The organism is Nocardiopsis sp. NPDC006938 (assembly GCF_042869555.1).
Taxonomy (GTDB): Bacteria; Actinomycetota; Actinomycetes; order Streptosporangiales; family Streptosporangiaceae; genus Nocardiopsis.
In genome coordinates, this window is sequence record NZ_JBIAGA010000010.1 from 143,350 (window position 1) to 162,129 (window position 18,780).

Below are 18,780 nucleotides of genomic sequence, written 5' to 3' on the forward strand. Positions count from 1 at the left end.
GGAGCCGGTTCCGCGACCGCTCGCCGCCCCGCGCCCGGAGCCGGTTCAGGGACGCGCGCCCCGGTCCGGCGGCACACCTTCGACGGGGGTGAGCACGCAGGCCCAGCGGCGCGCTCCGCTGCGTACCTTGAGTCCGGTGTCGGGACCGTCGATCCGCACCCGGGCACGCAACGCCGTGTACAGCACGGCGGCCGCCAGTACCGGCTCCGTCTCGGGGTCGGTGCGTACCAGGAAGCGGCGTCCGTCCCGCAGCAGTACCAGGGTTCCCCCCGACACGGGCGCGGCGCTGGCGAAGGCGCCCGCGTGTCGCTCCAGGGCCCGTTCCAGCCATCCCTCGTCCCGCCCGCCGTCCGAGGCGCGGCAGATCACGGAGGCCGCGCTGACCAGGCCGTGGCGCCGCTCCGTCTCGTAGACGGCCAGGTGGCGGATGCCACCCCTCGGCGGGCTCGGGACCGCCCGCGTCGCGGCGGGAAAGCGCTCGATCACGACCTCGTCGGAGACCTCCACGGTCCCGTGCACCTCGAAGGCGCGGGGCGGGTGGCTCGACGGGTCCGGTTCGGGGACCGGTAGCGCCCGCCCGGTCCCGTCGACGTCCGCGCCCTCGGGCGGGTCCAGTTCCAACAACCGGTACAGCAGTGACGTGAGCCGGTGCCCGCCCTGGCCCTTGTGGGCGAAGGCGAGGTCGAGGGCCCTGCGGTGCCGCCCCGGCACGTGCGTGTCGATGGCCCGTTCGACCTGGGCGCGCAGCCCCTCACCGCCCAGCCAGGGGGCGGTTCTGGCCAGTTCGGCCACGGCCGTTCCGGGCACCGACTCCTCGCCCAGGGCGCCCAGGAGCACCGGGTGGTCGAGGGCCGCCCCGTAGAGGGTGACGCTGCCGTGGTCGCCGATCACGCAGTCGGCCGCGACCAGGGCGGCGCCCCAGCCGGCCTCTGGGGGCATGAGCAGCAGTCCGGCGTCCAAGGCGTCGGCGAGCATGTGCCGCACCTGCCACGGGCTGTGCGCGAACCACACGTTGGGGTGCACCACGGCCGCGACACGGTAGTCGTCGTGGGGGAGCGCGCCGAGCAGGGCCCCGGGTAGGCGGGGGCGGCTGCCGAGCAGCCCGCCCGGCCCCCACGTGGAGGTCGCGACCACCAGACGCTGGTCGGGCCCCACCCCCAGGTGTGAGCGGTAGTGGTCGCGCAGCCGCGCGCCCGACACGAGCCGGTCGTGGGCCGGGTCGCCCACCACCTGGGCGTGCTCGGCCAGGGGGACGCGGGCCGCGCGCAGCTGTTCCCGCTGGGCCGGGTGGGACAGGACCAGGTGGATGTTGTCGGCGTGGTGGAACTCGGGCCGGGGCACGCCCGACAGCCGCACCTCGTGCGTGCGGTGGTCCGGCACGTACTTCTGGAATCCGATGCCGTGCGGCAGCACCACGACGGGGCAGGCGAAGGAGTCGAGGTCGGCGTTCTCGGTCGCGGTCACCACCAGACCCGGCTCCACCGACAGCCGCTCGCTCCAGGGGATGAGCCCGGCCTCGACCCCTTCCAGCAGTGCCTCGGTCCCGGCGTTGAACGCGGACGTGCCGTCGAAGGCGAACAGCACGCGTACCCGGGTGTCGCCCCGGAAGACCGCGAGGGCCTCCAGGACCCGGACCGCGGAGGTGAAGGTACGGGCCAGGGCCAGGACCACGGTGGCGTCGGGGAAGGTCTGCCAGCGGTGCGCCTCGGGACCGCAGTTGGCCCGCGCGTAGCGGGCCGCGGCTCCGGCGGGCGCGGACGGCGCGGTCCCGCGGCTCTGGTCGGGTCCTGCCGGGGTTGCGGGGGGTGTCATCGGGTCCTGTCAGCGTTCGGGAACCGTGTCGGACCAGGGTAGTGGCCGGTGCGCGGCGGCCTCCGCCCGCCCCGGGCCCCTCCGCCCGCCCCGGGCCCCTCCGCCCGGCCGGTCCGGAAGTGGCCACCGCCGTGAGCGCCGCCGGAGCTGTCCGCCGTCGGGCCCGGCGGACGTCGCCTCCCCCGGGCTCCACGGACGTCGCCTCCCCCGGGCTCCGAGCTAGCCCCGGAGGACCTCCTCGACGAGGGCGGAGCGCTCGCCGTCGTTCTCGGCGCGCAGCGTGCGGGCCACGGCGAACAGCACCTCCGGTGCGACCGCGCTGCTGGGGTGCACACTCGCCACCGACCCGTCGTCGAGGCGGACGCGCACCTCGCTCAGGCGCGGTCCGCACCGACTGTCGATGCCCCGGTGCACCACCACCATCTCGTCCCGTTCGGTGCACTCCACCCCGGGGTATCCGCATCCGCTGCGCGGTCCCTCCGCGCTCTGTTCCGAGGTCCAGCTCAGCACGTGCAGCGCGCGGGGCCAGCTCTCCCCGCTCCGGTCCGCCCCCACCCCCGGGCCCGCCGAGACCGCCCCGACCGTCGGCGAGTCCTCGGCGGTCGGCGCCTCGCGGGGCGGCTCCGCGTCGGCGTCGTGGGGCGGCACCCCCCGCTCGGGCACCGCCGAGGGGGAGCCGTCCGCGTCCTCGGCCACGTAGGTCATGCGCAGACCGCCGTGCACCTCGTGGACCCGGACCGGGTCCCACCGGGGGTGGTCCAGGACCGCGATCGTGTGCCCGAACCCGTGGATCTGACTGATCGAGCGCTGTTCGGTGGACCGGTCGCGGGTGTGTTCGGCGGCCAGCGGCAGCATCATCAGTCCTGCGGCGGCCACGGCCACACCGGAGAGGACGCCGCCGTGGTCCCGCCCCCGGCCGAACACCGCGCACGCGACCAGCGCGGAGGTGGCCACGACGGCACTCACCGCCATGGCGTTCGCTGGGGCGTCGCCGGGCACGGGTCGGAACACGGGAGACTGCAGTGCCATCACCAGCGGCGTGGCCAGCGAGGTCCCGGCCACCAGGCAGGCGCACGGGGTGGGTTGGGGCATCCCGGCGAGCCCGAGCACGGCCGCGACGAACAGGACCATCAGCACCGTGCCGCCGACCGCCACCGGGGTGACCAGCAGGGTGGCCAGTTCCGGTCGGCCGGTGTCCAGGCTCAGCGCCAGGTTCCACACGGCGCCGGGGAACAACGACATCAGAGGTGCGCCCACCAGGCACACGGCGAGGAGCGCGCCGACCGCGGCGACCCGGGGCCGGCCCGTGGCCGTTCGCGTGAGCACGCCGTCCATCAGACCCGAACCATCCTCCTGCGCGGGGACGCCACGTTACGCCTGTCTTCGCTCGGGCGCCAGACGTCGGGGCCGAGACCGGTACCCGGCCCGGCCCCGATTGCCGTCAGTGTCCCAGTTTGCGTACGTACGGACGCCTGGCCTGGTGGAACTGCTGCCACCGGGGGTCCAGCTGGGTACGCAGCTGCACCTTGCCCTCGGGCCAGTCCATGAGGAGGTTCTCGAACTCGGGCAGCACGCCGGAGTCCGGGTCCAGGTAGTAGATGTACATCCGCTGCCCGGCCACGGTCTGCTGCATGAACAGGGCGCCGTTCTCACCGAGCAGGCCGGACAACCGGGCCTCCAGGTCGGCCAGCGACACCACGGAGGTCTCCTGCGGCAGCCGGTCGGCGTCGGCGTCCGCGTACGGCACCAGGACCTGGACGAAGAGGGACAGCGCGGGGAAGTCCCGGCGGGTGACGGGGTGGCGGAGCTGGACCTCGATCGGCCCCTGGAGGGGGAGCCTGCCGTGGAGGGTCAGCCAGCCGTCGGTCCCACCGAGGAGGTCGCCCATCTGCTTGGCGACGGAGGGCATGGAGGTCGGTGGCAGCGGGTCCATCGGCCGCTCGTCCAGCGACGTCACCGCGCCGACCCAGCGCACGTACTGGTCCTCGCCCAGGGCCAGCAGCGCGACGTGTTCGGCGACGGCCTGGCGGGTCTCGCCCGACAGGAACATGTTGTCGGGGTGGTAGACGCCCACCTCGATCCGGCCGGTGCCCTGGTTGACCCGCATGGACACGGACACGTGGGACAGGTCCAGCTCGTGGTCGTCCCAGCGCACCGTGGTGCCGAGCCGGTCGTGGTCGGCGGGGCGGACCGGCTGGAACCGCCACTCGGAGTCCCCGGGGGCCGATCGGGACCAGCGCTCGGACTGGATGCGCGCCTCCTCGGAGGCGCCCGGGCGCAGGGTCAGCGCGTAGGAGGGGGCGTCGGTGAGCTTGGAGGGGTCGTCCAGCGCGGCGAGTTGTTCCAGGAGCTTGGCGGGGTCGACGTCGGCGGACAGGTCGAGGTCCTCCAGCCCTCCCTGGGGCTGGGGCGCGCGGCCCACCTCCCAGTCCAGGTCCGGGTGGACCGCCTTGACCAGTGCGGAGACCCGCTCGGACACCTCGGCGGAGACCGGGGTGTCGGACTCGACGGACTCGGCCAGGGGCGAGCGCACGGTGGGCCAGGCGTCCCAGAAGGCCGTGACGGCGGCCGTGGAGGCGGTGGAGTCGGTGGAGTCGGCGGAGCGGCGACGACGGAACAGAGCCATGCCCATGATTTTCGCAGAACCGGACCACCACCCTCGCCCCGCCCCGGGCCGGGGCGAGTCCCGGAGCGCGCCGCCCCGACGCCTCGTGCGTGGCGCCCTCCTCCGAGGGGCGCATAGGCTGGAGGGCGTTATGACTTTGCGTGTACTGGCCGCCATGTCCGGCGGGGTCGATTCCGCGGTAGCCGCGGCCCGCGTGGCCGAGGCGGGATACGACGTCACCGGCGTCCACCTGGCCCTCTCCAAGAACCCACAGTCCTACCGCACCGGCGCCCGGGGCTGCTGCACCGTGGAGGACTCCCACGACGCCCGCCGCGCGGCGGACGTCATCGGCATCCCCTTCTACGTGTGGGACATGTCGGAGGAGTTCGACCGCGAGGTGGTCCAGGACTTCGTCGCCGAGTACGAGGCGGGCAACACCCCGAACCCGTGCCTGCGGTGCAACGAGAAGATCAAGTTCGAGGCGGTGCTGGACCGCGCCGTGGCGCTGGGCTTCGACGCCGTCGCGACCGGGCACCACGTCCGCAAGGTCGACGGTCGCCTGGTGCGCAGCGTCGACGAGGGCAAGGACCAGTCGTACGTGCTGGGCGTGCTCGACGCCGAGCAGCTCGGCCACGCGATGTTCCCGCTGGGGGACTGCACCAAGGAGGAGGTGCGGGCCGAGGCCGAGCGCCGCGGCCTGTCGGTGGCGGACAAGCCCGACAGCCACGACATCTGCTTCATCGCCGACGGTGACACCGCGGGGTTCCTCAACCGTCGGTTGGGGGAGAGACCGGGGCCGATCCAGGACGAGGACGGCAACGTGGTGGGCACCCACAAGGGGTCGCACGCGTTCACGATCGGCCAGCGCAAGGGCCTGGGGCTGGGCGGCGCGCCGAACCCGCGCTACGTGCTCTCCATCGAACCGGTGAACAACACGGTGACCGTGGGCCCGCGCGAGGCGCTGCGGGTGGACGAGATCGTCGGGACGCGGCCGGTCTGGAGCGGTGGCGGCCCGCTGACCGATCCCACCGAGTGCCACGTCCAGCTGCGGGCGCACGGCGAGGTGTACCCGGCCACGGTCGTGCAGCGCGAGACCGGTGACGGTCCGGAGCTGGTGGTCCGGTTGGCCGAGCCGGCCCGGGGCGTGGCGGCGGGGCAGGCCGTGGTGGTCTACGACGGCGACACGGTGCTGGGCTCGGCGACGATCCGGTCGACCGCGCGCTCGACGGACTCCGAGGAGGCGGGGGCCGCGTCGGCGTGACGGAGGGGCGCCGACAGCGTGCGCAAACGTCACACAAGGACATAGAACACTCGTTTTCTCGCCGGTGACCCTTGCTGAAGTTAGGTAAGGCAATGCAAAGTTGTGGGGTCACGGTGTTGAAGGGGTCCGGTCCATGCCGCAGTTCGCGTTTCTCGAGGGTCAGCCCTTCTGGGTCATCTACTGCACCCTGCTCGTGGTGATCCTCCTGCGCGCTCCCGCGACCTACTGGATCGGCCGCGGGCTGGGCGCCGGGGTCGCCCGCAGCCGCCTGGGACGGCGGCTCGGCCCCAAGCTGGACGCCGCCAAACGGCGCATCGACCGCTACGGCGCGCCCGTGGTGACCCTCAGTTTCTTCACCGTGGGCATGCAGACGGCGATCAACCTCTCCGCCGGTGCCGTGCGCATGCGCTTCCCCCGCTACTTCGCGGCCGTGTTTGTGGGCGGGCTCGCCTGGGCGGGCCTGTGGGGCGTGGTGATCGCCGGACTGGTCGGCACCTGGATGGAGCTGTTCCTCAAGTCGCCGTGGACGGCGGTGGGCGTCGTCCTGGCCGCCGCCGTCGCGGTGGCCGCGCTGGTGGCGCGGGCGCGCCTGGTACGCCGCGGCCGCCCCGAGCCCGGAGCGGGGGAGGCCGGGCCGGGCCCCGTCGGCGAGGGCGCCGACCCAGGAGCGGCGGACGCCCGCCGCGTCTGAACCGACCCCGTCCCCGCGCCCTCTAGCGTGGGGGCATGCGTATCTCCGTAGACGCCGTCCTCTTCGACATCGACGGCACACTTGTGGACTCCACCGGAGCGGTCGAACGGACCTGGCGCCTGTGGGGCGAGGCCCACGGCATCGACCCGGACGAGATCCTCGCGGTCTCCCACGGCAGACGCTCGGAGGACACCATCGCCCTGTTCCTCCCCGAAGAGCAGGTGGCCGAGGCCGCCGCCGAACTCGAGGAACTGGAACTGGCGGACCTCGACGGCGTGACCGCCCTGCCCGCCACCCGTGAGCTGTTGACCGCTCTTCCCTCCCGCCGCTGGGGCGCCGTCACCTCCGGCTCCCGCCGACTCATGCGCACCCGTCTGGAGGCCGCCGGGCTGCCCGTCCCCGAAGTACTCGTCACCGCCGACGACGTCACCAAGGGCAAACCCCACCCCCAGGGCTACCTGAGGGCCGCGGCCGCGCTCGGTTTCGACCCCGCGCGGTGCCTGGTCGTCGAGGACGCCCCCGCCGGAATCCGCGCGGGTCTGGCCAGCGGCGCCGCGGTGCTGGCCGTGGCCACCTCGCACGGCCGCACCGAACTGGAGGGCCTGGGCGCCACGGAACTCATCGACAACCTCACCTTCTGCGCGCTGGAGACCACCCGGGGGGAACTCGTCCTGAGCACCCCCTGACCCCACGACCCGGCCGCGCGGTCCCGGTTGCCCTAACCTTGGGCAACGTGAGTCAACACCAGCCCCAGCCCTGGCCCGCCGCGTCCGCCACCGGAGTGGGTTCCTGGCCGGGAGAGGACCCCGACGAGGCCATGCGGACCCTCGTGGGCGAACTCCCCGACCTCCCGCACCTGCCCGAGCTTCCCGCACGGGGAGCCGGGGCCGACATGATCGGCCGCGCCGCGGGCCTCCTCGTCGACCTCCCCGTCGAGGTCCAGCCCACCGGGTGGCGGGTCGTGGACACCCCCGGACGCGACCTCGCCCGTGCGGGCAGCTTCCTCTCCTACGACCTGGACGCGCTCACCGAGCACCTCCACACCTACGAGGGCCCGCTCAAGATCCAGGTCGCCGGGCCCTGGACCCTGGCCGCCGCGATCGAGCTCCGCAACGGCCAACGCGTGGTCTCCGACCCCGGCGCCCGGCGCGACCTCGCCGAGTCCCACCTGGAGGGCGTCCTCGCCCACATAGCCGACGTGCGCCGACGCGTGCCCGGGGCCCGGGTTCTCGTCCAGGTCGATGAGCCCTCCCTGCCCTCGGTGCTCCTCGGCGTCCTTCCCACCGCCAGCGGCCTCGGTGTCCTGCCCGCCGTGGACCGGGTCCGCGTCGAAGGGGTCCTGCGCACCCTTTTCGCCGCGATCGCCGACGCGGGCGCCGTTCCGGCGGCGCACTGCTGCGCGGCCGGGGTGCCGGTCGACCTCCTGCGCCGCAGCGGGGCCCGTGCCCTGAGCCTGAACGCGCGCCTGCTCGGACGGGCGCACGACGAGATGATCGGTGACGCGGTGGAGGCGGAGGTCGGGCTCCTGCTCGGCGTCGTCCCCTCGACGGACCCGCCCGCGACCGTGGCCTCCCGGACCTTCGAAGCCGCTCCCGGCGTCGCCACGACCGCTCTTGGCGGGTCCACCGCAATGTCGGACCCGGCGGCTATCGTCGACCCCGTAAGAGAGCTGTGGAACCGGTTGGGATTCAGCCCTGACCTGCTGTCCCGGGTGGTCGTCACCACGCCCACCTGTGGTCTGGCGGGGGCCTCCCCCCGGCACGCCAGGGCCGCCCTGGAAGCGGCCCGGAGCGGCGCCCGGGTCCTGCGGGACGAACCCCGTAGGTAGCGTCCGCGGGGTCGCCGGCCCCGCGCCGGGTCCGGCCGACCACGCGCCCGCACCACCCCCGAGAAGGCCGCCGTCCCGTCCCCCCGATCCGGCCCCGTGAGAGCGACAAGAAAGGCAGCAGTGAGCGCGCCCGACAACACCACCGTCCCCGACGAGGTACGCGCCCGCCACGCCGAGCTGTGCCGTGAGCTGGACGACCACAGCTACCGGTACTACCTGGGCTCCCCGATCGTCTCCGACGCCGAGTACGACCGGCTCATGCTCGAACTGCGCGGTATCGAGGACCGCTTCCCGATCCTGGTCAGCCAGGACTCGCCGACCCAGAAGGTCGGCGCGCCCATCAGCGTCGACTTCGCGGAGGTGGAACACCTCGTCCGCATGGAGAGCCTCGGCAACGCCTTCGACGCGGAGGAGCTCACCGCCTGGGCCGACCGCGCCTCCGCAGAGGTACCGGTCGACGCCTACCTGTGCGAACTCAAGATCGACGGCCTGGCGGTCGACCTCGTCTACGAACGGGGACGCCTGGTCCGGGCCGCCACCCGGGGCGACGGCCGCGTCGGCGAGGACATCACGCTCAACGTCCGCACCATCGGGGTGGTCCCCGAGCAGCTCGACGAGAGTGTCCGCCCCGCCCCCGAACTGCTGGAGGTGCGGGGCGAGGTCTTCCTGCCGGTGGAGGACTTCGAGAGGCTCAACCAGCGCATCGCCGCCGACGGCAGCCACGCTCCCTTCGCCAACCCGCGCAACGCCGCCGCCGGTTCGCTCCGTCAGAAGGACCCCCGGGTGACCGCCACGCGGCCGCTGTCGATGATCGTGCACGGCGTCGGCGCCCACACGCCCGCCGCCGGGTCCGAGGACACCGTCTTCACCAGCCAGTCGCAGGCCTACACCCTGCTCGGCGAGTGGGGGCTGCCGCTCAGCGACCGGTACCGCGTCGTGGCCACCATGGACGAGGTGCGCGAGTACGTCGCGTACTACCAGGAGCACCGGCACGACCCCGCCTACGAGATCGACGGCATCGTGGTCAAGGTGGACGACATCTCCCTCCAGCGGCGGCTGGGCTCCACCAGCCGCGCGCCCCGGTGGGCGATCGCCTACAAGTACCCGCCGGAGGAGGTCACCACCCGGCTGGTGGACATCAAGGTGGGTGTGGGCCGCACCGGGCGCGTCACCCCCTACGGGGTGATGGAGCCGGTCGTGGTGGCCGGTTCCGAGGTCGAGTTCGCCACCCTGCACAATGCCCAGGAGGTCGCCCGCAAGGGCGTGCTCATCGGCGACACCGTCGTGCTGCGCAAGGCGGGCGACGTCATCCCGGAGATCGTCGGCCCGGTGACGGACCGGCGCGACGGTACCGAGCGCGCGTTCGTGATGCCCGAGCGCTGCCCCGAGTGCGGCACCGAACTGGGACAGCAGAAGGAGGGCGACGTCGACCTGCGCTGCCCCAACGCCCGGTCCTGCCCGGGGCAGCTGCGCGAGCGTGTCGCGTTCATCGCCGGGCGCAAGGCGTTGGACATCGAGGCGCTCGGGTACGTCGCCGCCACCGCCCTCACACAGCCGCTGGAGCCCGCCGAGCCCGCCCTCAGGGACGAGGGCGACCTGTTCGACCTCACGGTCGAGCAGTTGCTGCCGATCCGCACGCACGTCCTGGACCCGGACACCACCGAGCCCAAGACCGACCCCAGGACCGGCGAACCCAAGGTGGTCTCGTTCTTCGCCAATATGCGGGGCGAGCCGAAGAAGACCGTCGAGAAGCTGTTCGAGCAGCTGGAGGAGGCCAAGGACAAGCCGCTGTGGCGGGTGCTGGTCTCCCTGTCCATCCGGCACGTCGGTCCGCGCGCCGCCGAGGACCTGGCCCGCCACTTCCGGTCCATGGACGCGATCCGCGCCGCCTCCGAGGAGGAACTGGCGTCGGTGGACGGGGTGGGTCCGACCATCGCCCGCTCCATCCACGAGTGGTTCGCCGTCGACTGGCACGCCGAGATCGTCCGGAAGTGGGCGGCCGCCGGTGTGCGTATGGAGGACGAGGGCCAGGAGCCGGGTTCCCGGGTGCTGGAGGGCGTGACGGTCGTGGTCACCGGCTCCCTGGAGGGGTTCACCAGGGACGGGGCCAAGGAGGCCGTGGCCGAGAACGGTGGCCGCGCGACCTCCTCCGTGTCGAAGAAGACCGGGTTCGTGGTGGTGGGGGACGCCCCCGGTTCCAAGTACGACAAGGCCGTGAAGCTCGGTGTCCCGGTGCTCGACGAGGCCGGGTTCCGGGTGCTGCTGGAGTCCGGTCCCGAAGCCGCGGAGGGGCTGCGCCTGAACCCCGTGGAAGAGGCCCCGGAATCCTAGGGGCGCGACCGGGGCGGGGTGCGGCGCCCGGCCCCGGTCACGGACGGGGGCGCCTCCCGGGGCCCGTACGGGGCGGGCCCCGTACGGGCCCCGACCCCTACTCCCGGACGATTCGTTTCACGGATAGTTCACGTGGTGCGACAGTTGGTGACGAAACCCCGTAAGCTGTGCGACAACACCACCGGATACGGACAGAGCCCTATTCGGGATGACGGTCTTGAGTCACGAGGACGCCGATGAAGGACCCCATCAGCACCCGGGACATCGGTCCGCGGGTCGGGACGCCGCTCTGGCTCTACATGGCGGCGGCCACCGTCGCGGGCGCGGCGCTGCTCGGCGTGTCCAGCGTCGAACTGGGCCTGGAGCAGCTCGTCAACCTGGCCAGGGAACCGCTGGTCTGGGTGATGCTGTGCATGGTGATCCTCGGTGAGCTCCGGCCCATCGCCATGCCGGGGCAGGCCCCCGGCAGCGGGGCGCCCACCTCGCTGCCCTTCACGTTCGCGCTGGTCATCTTCTACGGTCTGCCCGTGGCCGCCCTCCTCCAGTGCGTCGCCACCGTCGTCGCCGGGGTGGCGCGCCGCCACGCTCCCCACCGCACCGCCTTCAACGCCGCCCAGTACGTCCTCTCGCTGGGGGTGGCCGACGCCGTCCTGCGTCTCACGCTGCCCGAGATCGTCACGACCCCGTGGGTACCCGCCGGAGGAGAGCTGGTGGGGGTGGCCCTGGCCGGAACCGCGTCGTTCGTCGTCAACCGGGTCCTCGTGCTGTGCGCCGTGGCCATGCACGAGCGCGTCCCCATGCGCCAGGTGATGTTCAAGGGCCTGGGACAGCAGGTGTACGTCAACGCGGTCCTGCTCAGCCTCTCGCCGCTCATCGTCATCGCGATGACCCACTCGGTGCTCTACGTGCCGTTGTTCGCCTTCCCCCTCGGGGCCCTCTACACGAGCGCGTTGCTGCTGGTGAAACGTGACCACCAGGCCAACCACGACGAACTCACCGGCCTGGCCAACCGCAAGCTCCTCACCGTGCGCGCCCGGCGGGAGATCGACCAGGCCCACCAGCGCGGCCGCAGGGTCGGCCTGCTGCTGCTCGACCTGGACCGGTTCAAGGAGGTCAACGACACCCTCGGCCATCCGACCGGCGACCGCCTCCTCCAGACCCTGTCCCGGCGGCTCATCCACAGCGTCCGACCGAGCGACCTGGTGGCCCGCCTGGGAGGCGACGAGTTCGCCATCCTGCTCCCGCAGGTGCGCGACGCCGACACCGCGCGCGAGGTGGCGCTGCGTCTCAAGGGGGCGCTGGCCGAACCGGTGCGCCTCGAGGGCATGGACTTCGACCTCCAGGTGAGCACCGGCATCGCCCTGTACCCGGACGACGCCCCCGACTTCGAGCTCCTCATGCAACGCGCCGACGTCGCGATGTACGTCGCCAAGGCCGACCGTACGGGGGTGGAGTGCTACGACCCGGGCAAGGACCGCAACTCCACCGCCCGGCTGAGCATGTACAGCGAACTGCGCCGCGGTCTCGCCGAGGGCGCCCTGGAGATGCACTACCAGCCCAAGGTGAGCCTGGCCGACGACCGGCCCGTGGGCCTGGAGGCACTGGCCCGCTGGCGGCATCCGGTACGCGGACTGCTCACCCCGGACGAGTTCATGCCGGTGGTCGAGCACTCCAACCTGTTCCGGGCCTTCACCGGACAGGTCCTCGACATCACCCTGGCCCGGGCGGCCGTGTGGCGCGCCCAGGGGCTGTACCTGCCCGTGGCGGTCAACCTGGGTGTGCGCGAGCTGCTGGACCCCGACCTGCCCGAGGCGGTCGCGGCCGCCCTGCGCGAACACGGGGTCCCGCCGGACCAGCTGGTCCTGGAGATCAGCGAGCGCACCCTCATCGAGGACCCCGAGGCGGCCACCGCGGCGGTCGGACGGCTGCGCGCGCTGGGGGTGGGTCTGGTCCTCGACGACTTCGGTACCGGACACTTCACCCTCGCCCAGCTGGCGGGTCTGCCGCTGGACGAGGTGAAGATCCACGAGTCGTTCACCGCCCGCCTGGTCGACGGCACCGCCAGCGGCCACACGGTGGTGCGCGGGGCGATCGCCCTGGTGCGGGCGCTGGGGATGCGCGCGGTCGCCGAGGGGGTCCAGTCCGGTGAGCTGGCCGAGGCCGCCCGCGAGACCGGCTGCCACTCCGCGCAGGGGCACTACTTCGCCAGCCCGATGGCCGCCCGCGACGTTCTCACCTGGGTGGCCGCCCACGACACCGGAACGCCCGTCCAGTAGGCCGGGGGGGGGCACTGGCCCGATCCCGCCCGACCGGTGGTCGCGCCGGTGCGGGGGTCCCGGTCGAGGGAGCGGCACCGGGACCGGTGGCGGGACCATAGGATTGTCCTGATCACCCGTCCGCCGAAGAAACGGTTCTCACCTGATGACCGCCATCACCCGTGATGAGGTCGCGCACCTCGCCCGGTTGTCGCGGCTGGCGCTCGACGAGAGCGAGCTCGACACGCTCGCCGCCCAGCTCGGTGACATCCTCACCGCCGTGGCCAAGGTGCAGGAGGTCGCCCAGGGCGACATCCCGCCGAGCTCGCACGCCCTGCCGCTGACCAACGTCTACCGCCCCGACGAGGCCCGGACCGGCCTCACCCCCGAGCAGGCCCTGGCCGGTGCCCCCGCGGTGGAGGACCAGCGCTTCCGGGTGCCGCGCATCCTTGGGGAGGAAGAGTAGATGAGCGACGTCATCGGGCTCACCGCCGCCGAACTCGGCGCCGCCGTCAAGGCCGGTGAGGTCTCCGCCGTGGAGGCCGCCACCGCCTACCTCGACCGCATCGAGGCTGTCGACGGCGACATCAACGCCTTCCTGCACGTGCGCCGCGAGACCGCCCTCTCCCAGGCGCGCGACGTGGACGCCCGGCGCGCCGCCGGGGCCGACCTCGGCCCCCTCGCGGGCGTGCCGGTCGCGCACAAGGACGTGTTCACCACCAAGGACATGCCGACCACGGCCGCGTCGAAGATCCTGGAGGGCTGGCAGCCCCCCTACGACGCCACCGTCACCGAGCGCCTGCGCGGGGCCGGTCTGGTCATCCTCGGCAAGACCAACATGGACGAGTTCGCCATGGGCTCCTCCACGGAGAACTCGGCCTACCAGATCACCCGCAACCCGTGGGACACCGCCCGCGTCCCCGGTGGTTCCTCCGGTGGCTCCTCGGCGGCCGTCGCGGCCTTCGAGGCTCCGCTGGCCACCGGCACCGACACCGGCGGCTCCATCCGCCAGCCCGCCGCCGTGTGCGGTCTGGTCGGCGGCAAGCCCACCTACGGCGGCTCCTCCCGGTACGGGATGATCGCCTTCGCCTCGTCCCTGGACACCCCGGGCCCGTTCGCGCGCAACGTGCTGGACGCCGCCCTGCTCCAGGAGGCCTTCTCCGGCCACGACCCGCGCGACTCCACCTCGATCGAGGCCCCCGTGCCGCCGGTGGTCGACGCCGCCCGCCTCGGTGACGTCGAGGGCCTGCGCGTCGGCGTCGTCAAGGAGCTGGACAACGACGGCTTCCAGCCCGGTGTGCGCCAGCGCTTCCGCGAGACCGTGGAGCTGCTGGAGTCCCTGGGCGCCAAGGTCGTCGAGGTCTCCTGCCCGAGCTTCGACGCCGCCCTGTCCGCCTACTACCTCATCGCGCCCAGCGAGGCCTCCTCGAACCTGGCCCGCTTCGACGCCATGCGGTACGGCCTGCGGGTGGGCGACGACGGTACGCGCAGCGCCGAGGAGGTCATGTCGCTGACCCGCGCGCAGGGCTTCGGCCCCGAGGTCAAGCGCCGGATCATGCTCGGCACCTACGCCCTGTCCAGCGGCTACTACGACGCCTACTACGGCAGCGCCCAGCAGGTGCGCACGCTGATCAAGCGCGACTTCGACGCCGCCTTCGAGAACGTGGACGTGCTGGTCTCGCCGACCACACCGACCACCGCGTTCCCGATCGGCGAGCGGGCCGAGGACCCCATGGCCATGTACCTGGCCGACCTGTGCACGATCCCGTCCAACCTGGCCGGGAACGCGTCGCTGTCGGTGCCGTGCGGCCTGGCCCCGGAGGACGGCCTGCCGGTCGGCTTCCAGGTCATGGCCCCGCCGCTCGCCGACGACCGTACCTACCGGGTCGCGGCCGCCGTCGAGCGCGCCCTGACCGAACGGGACGGCGCCCTGATCGCGCGCAGCCCCTACGCGGTCTCCTAGACGCGGCCCCGGGCAGCGCCCGCCACACCCGACCACGAACGCCCTCCGGCCCAGCCGGAGGGCGTTCGTGCGCGTCGGGCTATCCGATCAGTTGCGCGACGTCGTCGTGGAGGTCCTCGGGAACGCCGACCCCCCAGCGCGCGGCCGCCTCCCCGCACAGTTCGCGGCTCCACGCCCAGCTGTTCCTCAGCGCGGCACGGACCTCCTCCGGTTCGGCGCGACCGGTGGTCCCGTTGTGCCGGGCCACGTCGTCGGCGGTCAGGTCGGCCTCCAGCGCCCGGCTGGGGGTGAGCCAGTGCGCGGTGGAGCCGCGCAACAGCCGCACCAGCTGGAGTTGGGGAGGGGAGACCATCGTGGCCAGGGCCGCGTGCGCCCGGGCGGTCTCGCCGCGGGCCAGCACGTGCGCGGCCATGAGCGTCCAGTTGGCGAGTTCGCCGACGAGCCGCTCGGCGGTGGGAACCGGGTCGGGCGCGACGAACTCCCGGAGCGGACGCACGGCCTCGGTGAGCCGTCCGGTGCGGTCCACCAGTACCGCGGCCTCCGGGTCCGGAAAGTGGATCATGCCCTTCCAGGAGGCGATCTCCGCGATGGCGGTCCCGGCGGGCTCGAAGTGGAACTCGCCGCGCATGAGGTCGTCGAAGACCACGGCCAGGATGCCGAAGAGGTTGGTGTGGGCGATCCGCACCGGCGCGACGCGGGAGACGAACTCCCGGCCGTCGAGGATGCCGAGGAGGTCGGGGCCGTCCCGGTCGTCAGTGACGTACACGTAGGCGTCGAGGTCGGAGAGGGCGTCGGCCTCCCCCGTGGACCAGGACCCGTAGAGCAGGACCGCCTCCACGCGGGGGTCGGCCTCGGCGACCTCCCGTAGGCGCGCGACACGTCGTGCCAGGACGGTGGGAGGGGCGGCGACGGGCGTGGGCGGAGCGGCGGACAGGGTGCGGTGCGTGTTCACGGAAACTCCGTCGTCTCGGGGTGTTCCGGGCAGCACTGAGGAGCCGCCCGGGTGAGGTGTTCGGGCGACGGGCACGATCATGAGGTGCCGCCGCCTCTAGGAGAGACGGAACCTGGTCACGGAGATGCCACACATGGTGACCAGTCTAGGCGTGGGGTAAGACGCGGCGGGCGGGGACCGCGAACGAACGCGGTGCGCCCCCGCATCCGGGTGTTCGCGGCTTCGCGCGGTCCCGAGTACCGGTCACCGGCCGCTGGCTCAACGGCACCACGCGCCTACTCCGTGCCGGTGGTGTGCGTGTGCGCCCGGCGCCTGCGGGCCAGGTACAGGGCCGCGCCCCCTCCGGCGAGGGCCACGAGTGCGGCGGTGACGAGCGCGGCCACCGCTCCGCCGGTGAGCGCCAGCCCCTCCCGGGCGGGTGCGGCTGCGGCCCGGTCCGCCGTGGGTCTGGGCTCCGGGTCCAGCGGCGGCGGTGTGCCGCCCGCCGCGTCCCAGGCCACTGCGGCCGTCTCCGAGACGACGATGTCGCTGTCCTGTGCGGTGATGAGGGTCTGGGTGGGCTCGTCGGGGTCCTCGCCCTTGAAGAGGCGGCCGATCTCCACGGACGCCGTCGTCTCCAGGACCAGGACGGCCTCGCCGGCCGGTGCGTCGGACGGGACGGAGACGGCCACGGTGTCGCCGCTGGCGACCTCGTCGAGGACCTCCCCGCTCTCGGCGTCGACCAGTTCCACGCCGTCGGGGGCCTCCAGGCGGACGGGGATGGCGGCGGCGCTGGTCTCCACGGTGAACGCGCCGATCTCCTCACCGGCGAGCCCGGAGTCGCGTCCGGGGGTGAGGGTGAGCGCGGACGTCGGTTCGTTGGCCAGGACGTCGGCGTTGTCGACCAGGTGGTCGTACAGGTGGGTCACGTTGCCCGCGTTGACGTTGACGTCGAGCTCGGGGTTCGGCTCCACGCGCTCCAGGTCGAGGGCGTTGCTGAAGTGCCAGATGGCCGCCTGGGTGGCGGTGAGGGCCTCGGACTCGGTGAGGCGGGCCATCCCGGCCCGTTCCTCCAACTCGGTGACGTCGACCACCGGGTAGGAGTTGCGCAAGATCCAGTTCACCCGGCCGGGTTCGGCGAAGTCGCCCTGGCCCGGGTAGTTCTCCCACTGGTCCTCGCGGTAGGGGGCGTCCTCGACGAGCCCGGTGCGGAAGTCGATGCAGTACGCGGTGAGGGTCTGGTCGCCGCCGGTGTCGCCCTCGCCCAGACGCACGTTGAAGGTGGCGGTGGTGGTGAACGGTTCCCCCCGCATGGTGACCGCGTGGCCGTGCTCGGCGACGCCCGTGTACTGGCCGCGCACCGACCCCTGGTAGGGGGCGGGGTCGGCCGCCGCCGGGGCCGCGAGTCCGGACACCAGGAGTACCGAGGTCGCGGCGGCGAGGAGCGGGGGGAGGCGCAGGGACACGTGCGTCACTTCTCTTCCTGAGGGGGTCCCCCGGTGGCGTGGGGAACGGTGCGGTTCAGGTGGTGAAGGAGGGCGGGGGCGGTGCGTCCGTCGTCCGAGGCTTTCACGGAGCGTGCGCGCCGCACAACGGAACCGTCGGGCCATGGCCGGTATCAGCCATGTGGGAGCGCGTGTGAACCTTCGGGCCCGACGCGCGTGTCAGGTGGAACACGACGAGGGGCCCGCCCCGCGCGTGGTGCGCGGAGCGGGCCCCGGGAAGCGGGACACCCTGAGGGGTTAGGCCTCCACGTCGGCACCGTTGCCGCTGCGACGCTTACGGCTCAGGTACAGGGCGCCACCACCGGCGCCCAGGGCGGCCACACCGGCGGCCACGAGGCCGAGCAGCGCGCCACCGGTGACGGGCAGCTTGGGCTCGTCGTCCTTGCCGGGGGCGGGCTTGTCGTCCTCGCTGGGCTTCTCGGACGGGCTCGGCTTCGGCGACGGCTCGTCGGTCGGCTCCGGGGTCGGGCTCGGGCTCGGCGAGGGGGTCTCGGACGGCTCGGGCGTCGGAGCGGGCGTGTCGGCCTCGCTCCACTCGACGGAGGCCTCGGCGTTGACGGTGACGTCGCTGTCCTCGGCGGTGATCAGGGTCTGGGTCGCCTTCTCGGGGTCCTCGCCCTTGAACAGACGGCCCTGCTTGATGGTGGCGTTGGCCTCCAGGCTGAAGGACGCCTCGCCGGCGTCGGCGTCGGCGGGCACCGAGAAGCCCACCTTGTCGCCGTCGCTGAGGGTGTCGCCGACCGGCTGGCCGGTGGCGATGTCGACCAGCTCGACGCCGTCGGGGACGGTCAGGTCGACCGGGACGCTCTGGGCGTTGGTCGAGATCTCGAACTCGCCGACGGTCTCACCGGCCTGGCCGGTGGCGCTGTTCGGGGTGACGCTCAGGGTCGGGGCGGGCTCCTGGGGGAGCTCCTCGGCGTTGTCGACCAGGTAGTCGTAGATCGCCTTGACGTTGCCCTTGCCGCGCGTGAGGGTGGCGCCGTTGCTGAAGTGCCAGATGGCGGCCTGGGTGGCGGCCAGGGCCTCCTTCTCGGTGACGCGGGCGGCGTTGGCGCCGTCGGCGGCCTCGGCCAGCTCCTGGGCGCTCTTCTCCGGGTAACCGTGCTGGAGAATCCAGTGGACCTTGCCGGGCTCGGCGAAGGCGCCCTCGCCCGGGTAGTTGGCCCAGCTGTCCTCCTTGTACCAGGCGCTCGAGCGGATGTTCGTCTCGATGTCGATGCAGTAGGTGATCAGCTCGCTGCCGTCCTCCAGGCGGAGCCTGAAGAGGTTGGTGCCGATCGTGCCGGTACTCATGGTGACGGTCTCGCCGGTCTGGTGGTTGCCCACGTACTGGGCGCGCACGGAGCCCTCGTAGGTCTCCACGGGCTCCGCGGCGGCCGGGGCGGCCAGGCCGAAGGTCAGCAGCGCCGCGGCGGAGACCGCGAGACCCGCGCGACCGGTGGTCCGGAGGTTGGGGGAGTGCTTCACGTCGTGTCCTGTCATGAGGTGCCGTGCCGCACGGACCGGGGTCGTGCGGCGGCGAACGGAGGAAGAGGGGGCGTCCGGGAGGGGCCGGAGCGGCTTCGGGCTGCGAGAGAGCCCGGAGGCACAGAAGTAGA

14 protein-coding genes are annotated in these 18,780 nt (G+C 73.0%); 8 read left to right on the forward strand and 6 right to left on the reverse strand.

The annotated features are described in order from the left end of the window. Positions 1 to 45 precede the first annotated feature (45 nt). The 3 genes from ACFYL4_RS16870 to ACFYL4_RS16880 all read right to left on the reverse strand — a co-directional run bounded on the left by ACFYL4_RS16870 (position 46) and on the right by ACFYL4_RS16880 (position 4,438). Entirely contained in the window at positions 46 to 1,812 is a 1,767-nt protein-coding gene (locus tag ACFYL4_RS16870; RefSeq protein ID WP_387519126.1) for a hypothetical protein, read from the reverse strand. 219 nt (positions 1,813 to 2,031) lie between these two features. Continuing rightward, the gene (locus ACFYL4_RS16875) at positions 2,032 to 3,147 is read right to left on the reverse strand and encodes a hypothetical protein (RefSeq protein ID WP_387519127.1); all 1,116 of its coding nucleotides are present in this window, start codon (positions 3,145 to 3,147) and stop codon (positions 2,032 to 2,034) included. Positions 3,148 to 3,253: 106 nt separating this feature from the next. Next, the gene (locus ACFYL4_RS16880) at positions 3,254 to 4,438 is read right to left on the reverse strand and encodes a DUF695 domain-containing protein (protein WP_357758713.1); all 1,185 of its coding nucleotides are present in this window, start codon (positions 4,436 to 4,438) and stop codon (positions 3,254 to 3,256) included. A gap of 130 nt (positions 4,439 to 4,568) precedes the next feature. Here ACFYL4_RS16880 and mnmA point away from each other — a divergent pair, with 130 nt between their 5' ends. The 8 genes from mnmA (at position 4,569) to gatA (ending at position 14,746) form a co-directional block, all read left to right on the forward strand. Next, entirely contained in the window at positions 4,569 to 5,678 is a 1,110-nt protein-coding gene (mnmA, locus tag ACFYL4_RS16885; protein WP_357758716.1) for a tRNA 2-thiouridine(34) synthase MnmA, read from the forward strand. A 133-nt stretch (positions 5,679 to 5,811) separates the two neighbouring features. After that, positions 5,812 to 6,369, forward strand: coding sequence for a DedA family protein (locus ACFYL4_RS16890; RefSeq protein ID WP_387519128.1), 558 nt, complete (start codon positions 5,812 to 5,814; stop codon positions 6,367 to 6,369). A 35-nt stretch (positions 6,370 to 6,404) separates the two neighbouring features. Beyond that, complete coding sequence (locus ACFYL4_RS16895) at positions 6,405 to 7,055, forward strand: HAD family hydrolase (RefSeq protein WP_387519129.1); 651 nt, start codon at positions 6,405 to 6,407, stop codon at positions 7,053 to 7,055. 38 nt (positions 7,056 to 7,093) lie between these two features. Next, positions 7,094 to 8,197 (forward strand): methionine synthase, encoded by a 1,104-nt coding sequence (locus ACFYL4_RS16900; RefSeq protein WP_387519130.1) that lies wholly within the window; start codon positions 7,094 to 7,096, stop codon positions 8,195 to 8,197. Positions 8,198 to 8,317: 120 nt separating this feature from the next. Then, the gene (gene ligA / locus ACFYL4_RS16905; RefSeq protein ID WP_387519131.1) at positions 8,318 to 10,528 is read left to right on the forward strand and encodes an NAD-dependent DNA ligase LigA; all 2,211 of its coding nucleotides are present in this window, start codon (positions 8,318 to 8,320) and stop codon (positions 10,526 to 10,528) included. A 236-nt stretch (positions 10,529 to 10,764) separates the two neighbouring features. Then, positions 10,765 to 12,804: a putative bifunctional diguanylate cyclase/phosphodiesterase gene (locus tag ACFYL4_RS16910; RefSeq protein WP_387519132.1), complete on the forward strand. Its 2,040-nt coding sequence runs from the start codon at positions 10,765 to 10,767 to the stop codon at positions 12,802 to 12,804. A 145-nt stretch (positions 12,805 to 12,949) separates the two neighbouring features. Then, the gene (gatC, locus tag ACFYL4_RS16915) at positions 12,950 to 13,249 is read left to right on the forward strand and encodes an Asp-tRNA(Asn)/Glu-tRNA(Gln) amidotransferase subunit GatC (protein WP_191274162.1); all 300 of its coding nucleotides are present in this window, start codon (positions 12,950 to 12,952) and stop codon (positions 13,247 to 13,249) included. Beyond that, positions 13,250 to 14,746: an Asp-tRNA(Asn)/Glu-tRNA(Gln) amidotransferase subunit GatA gene (gatA, locus tag ACFYL4_RS16920; protein ID WP_387519133.1), complete on the forward strand. Its 1,497-nt coding sequence runs from the start codon at positions 13,250 to 13,252 to the stop codon at positions 14,744 to 14,746. Positions 14,747 to 14,825: 79 nt separating this feature from the next. On the opposite strand, the gene ACFYL4_RS16925 is transcribed toward gatA, so the two are convergent. From ACFYL4_RS16925 to ACFYL4_RS16935, 3 genes are all read right to left on the reverse strand, one after another. Continuing rightward, a complete protein-coding gene (locus ACFYL4_RS16925; protein ID WP_387519134.1) occupies positions 14,826 to 15,698 on the reverse strand; it encodes a nucleotidyltransferase domain-containing protein in 873 nt (290 codons plus the stop codon). A gap of 275 nt (positions 15,699 to 15,973) precedes the next feature. Then, positions 15,974 to 17,152 carry a thioester domain-containing protein gene (locus tag ACFYL4_RS16930; protein WP_387519135.1) on the reverse strand — a complete coding sequence of 393 codons (1,179 nt, stop codon included), beginning with the start codon at positions 17,150 to 17,152 and terminating at the stop codon, positions 15,974 to 15,976. Between the two features lie 267 nt (positions 17,153 to 17,419). Continuing rightward, positions 17,420 to 18,649 (reverse strand): thioester domain-containing protein, encoded by a 1,230-nt coding sequence (locus ACFYL4_RS16935; protein WP_357758744.1) that lies wholly within the window; start codon positions 18,647 to 18,649, stop codon positions 17,420 to 17,422. Between the last annotated feature and the right edge of the window lie 131 nt (positions 18,650 to 18,780).